This window comes from Curtobacterium flaccumfaciens (assembly GCF_013359815.1).
GTDB classification, from domain to species: Bacteria; Actinomycetota; Actinomycetes; order Actinomycetales; family Microbacteriaceae; genus Curtobacterium; species Curtobacterium flaccumfaciens.
In genome coordinates this window covers 650,627-661,575 of record NZ_JABMCF010000040.1, presented here as the reverse complement: position 1 = coordinate 661,575, position 10,949 = coordinate 650,627, and the positions used below count along the sequence as shown (strand labels likewise).

12 protein-coding genes are annotated in these 10,949 nt (G+C 70.2%); 5 read left to right on the top strand and 7 right to left on the bottom strand.

The window, feature by feature from the left end; translation table 11 throughout:
* Positions 1–195 precede the first annotated feature (195 nt).
* The 3 genes from HP445_RS16955 to HP445_RS16945 all read right to left on the bottom strand — a co-directional run bounded on the left by HP445_RS16955 (position 196) and on the right by HP445_RS16945 (position 1,906).
* Positions 196–1,179 carry an SURF1 family cytochrome oxidase biogenesis protein gene (locus HP445_RS16955; RefSeq protein WP_128779950.1) on the bottom strand — a complete coding sequence of 328 codons (984 nt, stop codon included), beginning with the start codon at positions 1,177–1,179 and terminating at the stop codon, positions 196–198.
* On the bottom strand, positions 1,176–1,397 hold the full coding sequence (locus tag HP445_RS19320; protein WP_372496366.1) for a hypothetical protein: 222 nt from the start codon (positions 1,395–1,397) through the stop codon (positions 1,176–1,178). The genes HP445_RS16955 and HP445_RS19320 overlap by 4 nt, the downstream gene beginning before the upstream one ends.
* An 86-nt stretch (positions 1,398–1,483) precedes the next feature.
* Complete coding sequence (locus HP445_RS16945) at positions 1,484–1,906, bottom strand: DUF3099 domain-containing protein (RefSeq protein WP_051596733.1); 423 nt, start codon at positions 1,904–1,906, stop codon at positions 1,484–1,486.
* Between the two features lie 165 nt (positions 1,907–2,071).
* On the opposite strand from HP445_RS16945, the gene fabG reads away from it, so the two are divergent.
* Positions 2,072–2,785: a 3-oxoacyl-ACP reductase FabG gene (gene fabG, locus HP445_RS16940; RefSeq protein ID WP_128779949.1), complete on the top strand. Its 714-nt coding sequence runs from the start codon at positions 2,072–2,074 to the stop codon at positions 2,783–2,785.
* A 12-nt stretch (positions 2,786–2,797) separates the two neighbouring features.
* Here the strand turns inward: fabG and serB are convergent, their stop codons facing one another.
* Positions 2,798–3,436 carry a phosphoserine phosphatase SerB gene (gene serB / locus HP445_RS16935; RefSeq protein WP_111039106.1) on the bottom strand — a complete coding sequence of 213 codons (639 nt, stop codon included), beginning with the start codon at positions 3,434–3,436 and terminating at the stop codon, positions 2,798–2,800.
* Between the two features lie 99 nt (positions 3,437–3,535).
* Entirely contained in the window at positions 3,536–4,777 is a 1,242-nt protein-coding gene (locus HP445_RS16930) for a glucose-1-phosphate adenylyltransferase (protein ID WP_071403983.1), read from the bottom strand.
* Positions 4,778–4,824: 47 nt separating this feature from the next.
* On the opposite strand from HP445_RS16930, the gene glgA reads away from it, so the two are divergent.
* The 3 genes from glgA (at position 4,825) to HP445_RS16915 (ending at position 7,167) form a co-directional block, all read left to right on the top strand.
* Complete coding sequence (gene glgA, locus HP445_RS16925) at positions 4,825–6,024, top strand: glycogen synthase (protein ID WP_128779948.1); 1,200 nt, start codon at positions 4,825–4,827, stop codon at positions 6,022–6,024.
* A 9-nt stretch (positions 6,025–6,033) separates the two neighbouring features.
* Entirely contained in the window at positions 6,034–6,816 is a 783-nt protein-coding gene (locus tag HP445_RS16920) for an ABC transporter ATP-binding protein (protein WP_017887279.1), read from the top strand.
* 102 nt (positions 6,817–6,918) lie between these two features.
* On the top strand, positions 6,919–7,167 hold the full coding sequence (locus HP445_RS16915) for a type B 50S ribosomal protein L31 (RefSeq protein WP_017887280.1): 249 nt from the start codon (positions 6,919–6,921) through the stop codon (positions 7,165–7,167).
* Positions 7,168–7,348: 181 nt separating this feature from the next.
* Here HP445_RS16915 and HP445_RS16910 read toward each other — a convergent pair whose 3' ends face one another.
* Both HP445_RS16910 and treS read right to left on the bottom strand, forming a co-directional pair.
* Positions 7,349–8,095: a 3'-5' exonuclease gene (locus HP445_RS16910; RefSeq protein WP_241660361.1), complete on the bottom strand. Its 747-nt coding sequence runs from the start codon at positions 8,093–8,095 to the stop codon at positions 7,349–7,351.
* A 35-nt stretch (positions 8,096–8,130) separates the two neighbouring features.
* Positions 8,131–9,840 carry a maltose alpha-D-glucosyltransferase gene (gene treS, locus HP445_RS16905; protein WP_017887282.1) on the bottom strand — a complete coding sequence of 570 codons (1,710 nt, stop codon included), beginning with the start codon at positions 9,838–9,840 and terminating at the stop codon, positions 8,131–8,133.
* A 113-nt stretch (positions 9,841–9,953) separates the two neighbouring features.
* Here treS and HP445_RS16900 point away from each other — a divergent pair, with 113 nt between their 5' ends.
* Positions 9,954–10,946: an alpha/beta fold hydrolase gene (locus HP445_RS16900; protein WP_241660360.1), complete on the top strand. Its 993-nt coding sequence runs from the start codon at positions 9,954–9,956 to the stop codon at positions 10,944–10,946.
* Positions 10,947–10,949: the final 3 nt, after the last annotated feature.

Below are 10,949 nucleotides of genomic sequence, written 5' to 3'. Positions count from 1 at the left end.
CACGGTGCGGCCTGGAGGCGCGGTGCCGGTCGTGCGCCGCGCCTCCCGTCCGCACGGTGCCGCGTTCGCCATCCGGTGCGGTGTTGCGTGCTGGGTGCCTGCTTGTGGCGCTGCACGGTGCGCGGAAGCGCGCACGGGGTTGCGAAGTCCGCACGGTGCGCTGACGCGCACAAACGTCTGCGCCTCGGCCGCGCGTCAGCGACGTGACGCGATGAGCTCGTCCTCGATCTCGGCGTCGGTCTTCGGCTTCGCGTTCTTGCGGCGTTCGCGCTCGAGGGCGCGCTCGCGCTCCTCCGGGTCGTCCTGGTTGAGGTTCCGGTACTCCTGCACCATCACGTAGGCCAGGAACCCGAAGCCCCCGGCGGCGAACAGGAACCACTGGATGAAGTAGCTGAGGTGCAGCCCCGTGTCGGCGTTCGGACGCTCCCAGCCGAGCGGGCGTGCCTCGGTCGGTGCGGGGGACTCGGAGGCGAGCTGCCCGTACGCACCGGTCCAGACCGGGTCGTCGACCTTGTTCGCCACGTCGGCCAGGGTCACCGACTGCACCTGGTCGGTGTCCTTCGGGTCGGAGCGGCCGGGGATGCGCGGTTCGCTCTGCTGCAGGCGGACGATCGCGGTGACCTCACCGGACGGGGGAGCGGGCACGTGGTCGGGGGCGTCCTGGGCGTTGCCGGTCGGCACCCACCCGCGGTCGACGATGAACGCGCGGCCCTCGGACGTGACCAGGGGCGTCAGGACCTCGAACCCGGGCTGCCCGTTGTGCACGCGATTGCGCACGAGCAGCTGCGAGTCGACGTCGTAGCGGCCGGTCACGGAGACCCGGAGCCACTCCTGCTCGTCCTGCCAGCTCGAGGCCTTCGGCAGCGCCCGGTCGAGGGGGACGGGGGTGTGGTCGTAGTTCTGCGCGACCTGCTCGTTCTGCCGGACGGCCTCGTTGCGGCGGTCCCACTGCCACATGCCGAACAGTGCGCACACGATGGCGAAGGCGACGGCGATCGCGAAGTAGCCGAGCCAGCGGCGGCTCCGGACGAAGCGCCAGCCGACGAACGGTTCGTCGGGGTCTCGACCGGACGAGCCCGACCTGGTGTCGTCGGTCGAGCCGGAACCCGCCGCGGCGCGCTGCAGCTTGGCGGCGTGCTTGCGGCCGTACCGGGACTGCGGGTCGAAGCCGCCGGTCATCGCGAGGTGCCGGTGGAGCGCACCCCGACGTCGTTCTTCGGCGCCGCGGTCGCCTCGCGCTCGTCGTCGAGGTGGTCGACGTCCTCGTGCATGCCGGTGACGCGCACCGGGAACGAGCGGGACCGCAGGTAGTCGGCGAGGAAGTCGCGGTGTTCTTCGCAGGCGGCCCAGATCTTCACGCGGTCGATCGCGTGGATCCGGGGGTTGCGCCAGTTCACGCGCCACCCGGCCGTCGAGGTGCAACCAGCTCGCGAGCACACCGGTGTGGATCCGGGTTCGGTCTGCAGGTCGAACGTCGCACCCATCAGCGGGGTCCCCACATCTTCGATCGGTCGCCGTTGCGCTGCCACTCGTCCTGCGCGTGCTGCGCCTGCTGGCGGAGGCGGTCCTGCTCATCGCGGTAGGCCTGGGCCCGGGCGTCCTCCTGCTGTTCGCGGAGGCGTGGGTCGACGGCGTCGTAGAGCTCGATGGATCCGGCGGGGGAGATCATGTCGCTCTCGGTCCGGCTGCCGGCGTTCGCGATGACGACGGCGACCCAGGGGATCACCGCGGCGAGGACGATCGGGATGACCGCGAGCCACGAGTGCCAGATCGAGTACACGAGCACGGCGGAGATGAAGAGGACCACTCGGATGGCCATCTGCCAGACGTAGCGGGACAGGCGGTGCGCCCGGTCCTGCTCCGGTGTGTCCGGCAGCGACGTGATGCTCGTGTGCGTGCTCTTCATACAGATGGTCTCCGTCTACCCGTGGTCAAGCCTAATCCCGCCGGACCGATCGTGGGTGCGCCGCGCGCGAACCGGCGGGGTGGTCCGCTCCGGTACGCTCGTCCGGGCGTGTCCGCCGGGTCCCCGGCACCGCGTGCCGAGCAGATCCCACCGAACGGAGCGACCATGAGCACCCCCCGTACCGTCCTCATCACCGGCGGCAACCGCGGCATCGGCCACGCGCTGGCCGAGCGGTTCGTCGCAGCCGGCCACCGGGTCGCCGTGACGTCGCGCAGCGGTCAGGGTGGTCCCGAGGGCGCGCTGACGGTGCAGGCCGACATCACCGACACGGCCTCCGTCGACGCCGCGTTCACGCAGGTCGAGGCCGAGCTCGGTCCGATCGAGGTCCTCGTCGCGAACGCCGGCATCACGAACGACCAGCTGCTCCTCCGCATGTCCGAGGACGACTTCACCAGCGTGGTCGACACGAACCTCACGGGCACCTTCCGCGTCGTCAAGCGCGCCACGAAGGGCATGATGAAGGCCAAGTTCGGCCGCATCGTGCTGATGTCGAGCGTCGTGGGCGCCTACGGCCAGATCGGCCAGGTCAACTACGCGTCCTCGAAGGCCGCCCTGGTCGGCATGGCCCGGTCGATCACCCGTGAGCTCGGCTCGCGCGGCATCACCGCCAACGTCGTGGCGCCCGGCTTCATCCAGACGGACATGACCGCCGCGCTCTCCGACGAGCTGCAGGCCGAGTTCAAGAAGGCGATCCCGGCCGCCCGCTACGGCACGGTCGACGACGTCGCCGACGCCACGCTGTTCCTGGCGAGCGACGGCGCCGGGTACGTCTCCGGTGCGGTCATCCCCGTCGACGGTGGCCTCGGGATGGGCCACTAGCCCTCGGACTGATCAGCCGCGCAGCCCGAGCGTCGCGAGCACGGCGGACAGGTCACGGTCGACGACCGCGACGTCCGCCTGCTCCCGCACGCGCGGCTTCGCGTCGAACGCCACCGAGAGCGCGGCGACGCGCATCATCTCGAGGTCGTTCGCGCCGTCACCGATCGCGATGGTCCGTGCCGGGTCGACCCCGTCGGCGTCCGCCCACTCGCGGAGCGCGACGGCCTTGGCGTGCGCGTCGACCACGTCGCCGAGCACGCGGCCGGTGAGCACGCCGTCGGTGACCTCGAGGCGGTTCGCCCGGCAGTGGTCGAGGCCCAGCTGCTCGGCGAACGGGTCGAGCACCTCGTGGAACCCGCCGGACACCACGCCGACGGTGCCGCCTGCGGCGTGCACCCCACGGACCAGCTGGTCGGCGCCCCGCGTCACACGGACCGCCTGCTGTGCGCGGACGAAGACGTCTGCCTGGAGGCCCGCCAGGGTCGCGACACGCTCCCGGAGGCTCTCGGCGAAGTCGAGTTCCCCGCGCATGGCGCGCTCCGTGATCGCCGCCACCTGTGGCCGGGTCCCGGCGCTGTCGGCGAGCAGTTCGATCACCTCGTCCTCGAGGAGCGTGGAATCGGCATCGAGGACGACGAGGAAGCGGGGCACGTACCAACGGTACCGACTGGCGGAGGCACGGCCGCGTCCGTGACGCGAGCCGTGCCTCCAGGCCGTCCGTCCGGGGCTGCGCCCCGGGTGTCTGCCTGCCTACGCGTCGACGCGGACGCCCTTGCCGACCACGGTGATGCCCGACTCGGTGACGGTGAAGCCGCGTGCCTCGTCGGCCTCGCGGTCGACGCCGACCTGCGCGCCCGGTGCGATGACGACGTCCTTGTCGAGGATGGCGCGGTTGACGACCGCGCCGGCGCCGATGGTGGCGCGCTCGAACACGATCGAGTCGAGGACCTTCGCGCCGGAGTCGATCGAGCACCAGGGCCCGATCATGCTGCGCTCGACCTGCGCACCCGACACCAGGCAGCCGAGCGACACGAGCGAGTCCACCGTGGACCCGGTGTTGCCGTTCGCGTCGCGGACGAACTTCGCCGGCGGCAGGTTCGTCTGCTGGTTGAAGATCGGCCAGTCCTGGTTGTACAGGTTGAAGACCGGGACCGGCGCGATGAGGTCCATGTGGGCGTCGAAGAACGAGTCGATCGTGCCCACGTCGCGCCAGTAGTACTTGTCGCGGTCGGTGGAACCGGGGACCTCGTTGCGCTGCAGGTCGTACACGCCGGCGTCACCGCGGTTCACGAAGTCGGGGACGATGTCGCCGCCCATGTCGTGCGCGGACGTCTCGAGCTGGCCGTCCCGCAGGACCGCGTCGACGAGGGCGTCCGCGTTGAACACGTAGTTGCCCATCGAGGCCAGGATCTCGCCGGGGGAGTCGGCCAGGCCGATCGCGTCCTTCGGCTTCTCGAGGAACGCCTCGATCTTGGTCGGGTCGTCGTCGGCCACCTGGATCACGCCGAACTGGTCGGCGAGCCCGATCGGCTGACGGATCGCCGCCACCGTGGCACTGCGGCCGGAAGCGATGTGCGCCTCGACCATCTGGTGGAAGTCCATCCTGTACACGTGGTCCGCACCGACGACGACCACGATGTCGGGTCGCTCGTCGCGCAGCAGGTTGAGCGACTGCAGGATCGCGTCGGCCGAGCCGGCGAACCAGCGCTTGCCGAGCCGCTGCTGCGCGGGGACGGACGCGACGTAGGAGCCGAGCAGCCCCTCCATGCGCCACGTCTCCGCGACGTGCCGGTCGAGACTGTGCGACTTGTACTGGGTCAGGACGACGATCTTCTGCAGACCGGAGTTGACCAGGTTCGACAGTGCGAAGTCGATGAGACGGAAGTTGCCGCCGAACGGGACGGCGGGCTTCGCGCGATCGGCCGTGAGCGGCATGAGTCGTTTGCCCTCGCCGCCGGCGAGCACGATGCCGAAGACCTTCTTTGGTGCCATGCCGCTCACAGTAGGCGTCAGCACTGGGAACCGGTTACGTTGAACCAGTGCGAGTCGATCTGCTGACCAGGGAGTATCCGCCGGAGGTCTACGGCGGAGCGGGTGTCCACGTGTCCGAACTCACCGCCGCGTTGCGGTCGGGGACGGACACGGAAGTCCGTGTCCGGGCCTTCGGGGCCTTCCGTGACGAACCCGACGTGTGGGGCTACCGGACCCCGGACGGCCTCGGCCAGGCGAACGGCGCGCTGCAGGCCCTCGGCACCGACGTGTCCATCGCGGCCGACGTCGAGGGTGCCGACCTCGTGCACTCGCACACCTGGTACGCGAACTCCGCGGGCCGGATCGCGCAGCTGACCTACGGCATCCCCCACATCGTGACCGCCCACAGCCTCGAGCCGCTCCGCCCGTGGAAGGCCGAGCAGCTCGGCGGTGGCTACCGCCTGTCGAGCTGGATGGAGCGCGAGGCGTTCGAACACGCCGACGGCGTCATCGCGGTCTCGAAGGCGATGCGCGCGGACATCCTGCGCTCGTACCCGTCGATCGACCCGGCGAAGGTCCACGTCGTCTACAACGGCATCGACATCGACGCGTGGAAGCCGACCGTCGACGAGGACGCCGTGCGCGCCCTCGGCATCGACCCGACGCGCCCGAGCGTCGTGTTCGTCGGACGCATCACCCGCCAGAAGGGGCTGCCGTACCTGCTCCGCGCCGTGGCGTCGCTGCCGTCGGACGTGCAGATCGTGCTGTGCGCCGGCGCGCCGGACACCCCCGAGATCCTGGCCGAGGTCACCGAGCTCGTCGAGGGCCTCCGCGCGGAACGTGAAGGCGTCGTCTGGATCGACCGGATGCTCGCGCACCAGGAGATCGTGAACGTGCTGTCCTCGGGCACCGTGTTCGTCTGCCCGTCGGTCTACGAGCCGCTCGGCATCGTGAACCTCGAGGCCATGGCGTGCGGCATCCCCGTCGTCGGCACGGGCACCGGGGGCATCCCCGAGGTCGTCGCCGACGGGCTCACCGGCCGCATCGTCCCGATCGACCAGGTGCAGGACGGCACCGGCACCCCGACCGACCCCGACCGCTTCGTGGCCGACCTCGCCGCGACCCTCACCGAGGTGCTCGCCGACGAGGGGCTGGCGAAGCTCATGGGACGCGCCGGACGGCTCCGTGTCGAGACCGAGTTCACCTGGGACGCGATCGCCACCAGGACACGGCAGGTCTACGACCGGGTGCTCGGCCAGAACCCGTAGGCTGGTCGCATGCCCTCGGTCGTGCGCTTGTCAGACGTCTCCGTGGTCCGCAACGGGGCCACCATCCTCGACGCGATCTCGTGGGAGGTGCAGGACGATGAACGCTGGGTCGTGCTCGGCGCGAACGGCGCCGGCAAGACGACGCTGCTGCAGGTCGCCGGTGCCCAGACGTTCCCGACATCGGGTGACGTCGAGGTGCTCGGGACCGAACTCGGCGGTGCCGACCTGTTCGAGCTCCGCCCGCGCATCGGCTTCGCGTCGACGGCGTTGGCCCGTCGCATCCCGGTGACCGAGAAGGTGATCGACGTCGTGCTCACCGCGGCGTACTCGGTGACGGGCCGCTGGAACGAGGAGTACGAGGAGCTCGACGTCCGCCGTGCGCAGCGCGTGCTCGAGGAGTGGGGCCTGGGGTCCTTCACCGACCGCACGTTCGGCGACCTGAGCGACGGCGAGCAGAAGCGCGTGCAGATCGCCCGTGCCGTGATGACCGACCCGGAGATCCTGTTCCTCGACGAACCGGCCGCGTCGCTCGACCTCGGCGCCCGTGAGAGCCTCGTCCGCACCCTCGGCGGCTACGCCCAGAGCGCCGACTCGCCGGCCATCGTCATCGTGACCCACCACGTCGAGGAGATCCCGGCCGGCTTCACCCACGCGCTCGTCCTCGCCGACGGCCACGTGCAGGCCGCAGGCCCCATCGACGAGGTCCTGACGGACCAGACCCTGACCGAGGCGTTCGGCATCGACCTCTCGGTCACCAAGGACGCCGGTCGCTACACGGCACGCGCCGCGTAGCGCTGCGATCCCGCCGTCTCTCTGGTATCGTGGACGGCTGGCGCAAGCCGACGACTTCCCGCGCAGTTCGCGCAATCCCATCACCGCTATCGAGGAATCTCCATGAAGACCGACACCCACCCCGAGTACCGCGCCATCGTCTTCCGCGACCTGGCCTCCGGTGAGACGTTCCTGACGCGTTCGACCGCGAACAGCGACAAGACCATCGAGCTCGACGGTGCGACCTACCCGGTCATCGACGTCGAGATCTCCTCCGCTTCGCACCCGTTCTACACGGGCAAGCAGCGCATCCTCGACTCGGCCGGTCGCGTCGAGAAGTTCAACCAGCGCTTCAAGGGCTTCAGCAAGTAAGCAGCCCCCACGCAATGCCCACGGGCGGTCCTCCTCCGGGAGGGCCGCCCGTTCGCGTTGTGCGGTGTCCACGGTTGCCGCTGACCCCAGGGACGCGGGACACCGGTGTTCACGCGTCACACCGCGGTCTGCGGGTGTTCGGCGCGCGAACACCGGTGTCTTGCGAGGGGGCAGTGCGGGGTCAGGCGCCGTTGCGGTGGGGCCAGCGGCCGTCGGCGGTGAACGTCGGGTCGCGCTTCTTGCGCATGTAGTCCTGGAACGAGCTGGCCTGCTCGGCGCACCAGCCGACCTGCTTGCGGTGGAGTTCCTCGGCGGAGATGCCGAGCTCGTCCGGGTACTTGCCCGCGATGGCCTGGGCGACACGCCCGGCAGCGATCGCGTCGGCTCCGGCGTCGTGCGCGTCGTCGAGGGTGACGCCGTAGAGCTCGGACGCGGCCTCGAGCGTGCGCTTGCCCTTGCGGAAGGTGTCGAGCGCCTTGTCGATCACCAGCGGGTCGACGACGTTGCCGATGACGGGCGAGGCGAACCCGTGCCGCTTCGCTTCGCGGTCGAGCACGGTGAGGTCGTACGGGGCGTTGTAGATCACCAGGGGGATGCCCCGGGCGAAAACGGCCTCGATCGCGGCGATGATCTCGGCGACGACCTCGGCCGCGGGGCGCCCCTCGGCCTGGGCGCGCTCGGTGGTGTAGCCGTGCACGGCGGCGGCACCCTCGGGGATCGGCACGCCGGGGTCGGCGATCCAGGCACCCTCGACGATGGAGGCCCCGGTCATGTCGATGAGCCCGACGTGGGCGGTGACGATGCGGGCCGTTTCGACGTCGACCCCGGTGGTCTCGAGGTCGAAGACGCCCAGCGCGTGCCACCAGGGGCGACCCGTGAGGTCCTGGGACGGAGCGGGCGCGTCGAGCTGTGCAGTGGGGAACGTCACGCGGTCAGGCTAACGGGACGCACCGACACCCCCGACTACCGGGTCGGCGCGCCGACGTGCAGCCAGTAGAACGACTGCGTGCCCATGGTGAGCGTGACGGTGCCGTCCTCGTCGAACGACGGGAACGAGCTGCCGCCGAACAGGTCGTACAGCGGGCGCCCCGCGAACTCCGGCGCGGAGATCGTGACCGAGGTCGGGTTCGTCGCGAACGAGAACACGCACAGGACGTCCTCGGCGGACGGCCCGAACTGCTGCCCGGAGCCCTCCCACGAGCGGACGAAGGCGAGCACCGAGTCGTTGGAGGTCTCCTGCACGTTCAGGGAGCCGAGACCGAACACCGGGTGGGCCTTGCGCGTGTGGATGACGTTCCGGACCCAGTGCAGCAGCGAGCGCGACTGGGCGAGCTGCGCCTCGACGTTGACCTGTGCGTAGTTGTAGACGAGGGACTGCACGACGGGCAGGTAGAGCTTGCCGGGGTCGGCGGTGGAGAAGCCGGCGTTGCGGTCCGGCGTCCACTGCATCGGCGTGCGCGAGGAGTCACGGTCCGGCAGCCAGATGTTGTCGCCCATCCCGATCTCGTCGCCGTAGTACAGGAACGGCGAACCGGGCAGCGAGAACAGCAGCGCGTGGATGAGCTCGAGCTCGGCGCGGGAGTTGTCGAGCAGGGGAGCGAGGCGTCGGCGGATACCGATGTTCGAGCGCATCCGCGGGTCGTAGCCGTACCAGCCGTACATCGCCTGCCGGTACTCCTCGCTCACCATCTCGAGCGTGAGCTCGTCGTGGTTGCGGAGGAAGACGCCCCACGCGGCGCTGGCCGGCACGTCGAGGGTCTCGGAGAGGATCGCCTTGAGCTCGGCGGCGTGCTGGGCACGGAGCGAGTAGAAGATGCGGGGCATGACCGGGAAGTCGAACGCCATGTGGCACTCGGGCTCCTCGTCGGTGCCGAAGAACGCCGCCGTCTCGCGCGGCCACTGGTTGGCCTCGGCCAGGAGCACACGCCCGGGGTACTCGTCGTCGACCATCGCGCGGAGCTTCTTGATGAACTCGTGGGTCTCCGGCTCGCCCTCGCCGTTGCCCTCCTCTGATTCGAACAGGTACGGGATCGCGTCGAGCCGGAGCCCGTCGACGCCCATGTCGAGCCAGTGCCGGACGACGTCGTAGATCGCCTCGATGACCGCGGGGTTCTCGAAGTTCAGGTCGGGCTGGTGCGAGAAGAAGCGGTGGAAGAAGAACTGGCGTCGGACCGGGTCGAAGGTCCAGTTGGACTCCTCGGTGTCGACGAAGATGATGCGGATGTTCGAGTAGTCCTCGTCCGTGTCCCGCCAGACGTAGAAGTCGCCGTAGGGGCCGTCCGGGTCCTCGCGGGACTGCTGGAACCACTCGTGCTGGTCGCTGGTGTGGTTGATCACCATGTCGATCACGATGCGCATGTTCCGCTCGTGCGACTTCGTCACGAGCTCGCGGAAGTCGTCGAGCGTGCCGAACTCCGGCAGGATCGCCCGGTAGTCCGCGATGTCGTACCCGCCGTCGCGCATCGGCGACTGGAAGAACGGCGGCAGCCACAGGGCGTCCACGCCGAGCCACTGCAGGTAGTCGAGCTTGCCGATCACGCCCTGGATGTCGCCGATGCCGTCTCCGTTGGAGTCGACGAACGACCGGATCATGCACTCGTAGAAGACCGAGCGCTTGTACCACTGCGGGTCGAGCGTCAGGCCGGGCAGCTGGATCGGGGCTGTGAAGGTCACCGTGCTCCTCGTCGTCATCGACGGACCGGTCGACGGCCCGCCCCGGACACGATAGGCGCGAGATGCTGCGGGTGTCCGGGGTTTCGTGCGGTTCGCTCCCTAGACTGGCGCGGATGCAACCGCCCGTGCTCTCCCCGTACCAGTCGTTGATGGCCGCCACCCCGGTCGTGCACCGGGCCGTCCAGGTCGACGGCCGGACCACGCACTACTGGGTCTACGGGCCCGAGGATGCGGATCGCACCGTGCTCGCCGTGCACGGGTTCCGCGGGGACCACCACGGGCTCGAGACCATCGCCGCGCACCTCGAAGGTGTCCGTGTGATCGTGCCGGACCTGCCCGGCTTCGGCGTGTCCGATCCGCTGCCGGTGTCGGACATCGATGCGTACGTGGCCTGGCTGACCGGGTTCCACGCCGCGCTCGGGCTCGGCCGCGACACCGTGGTGCTCGGGCACTCGTTCGGATCGATCGTGGTGTCGGCCACCGTCGCCGCCGGGCTCGACACCCGACTGCTCGTGCTCGTGAACCCGATCGCCGCCCCGGCACTGCAGGGACCGCGTGCTGTCGGGACCGCGATCGCGATCGGGTACTACCGCGCCGGTGCGGTCCTGCCGAAGCCGATCGGGCTCGGGATCCTGCGGAACGGCGCGATCGTCCGGGCGATGAGCATCGCGATGCTGAAGTCCCACGACCCCGCGGTCCGCCGGTGGGTGCACGACCAGCACGACCGGTACTTCTCGGCCTTCGCGAACCGCACGAGCGTGCTCGAGGCGTTCCGCACCTCGGTCACCCACGACGTCTCCGAGTACGCGGACCGGATCACGGTGCCCGTGCTGCTCGTCGCGGCCGAGCACGACGACATCACCGCCGTCCCCGAACAGCGCGCACTCGCCGAGCGTCTGCGGGACGCCGAGCTCGTCGTGATCCCGGGGGTCGGCCACCTGGTGCACTACGAGACGCCGGCTCCGGCCGCGGCGGCGGTGCTCCGCCGGATGGCGGACACGACCGGACGTGGCGCACGCCTTGGACGCACTGGACGCGGCGCGGCCGCGACGGACAGCCGACCGTCGGGGGCGGGGCGGGCCTCCCGGACGGCGGACGCGTCGTGACGC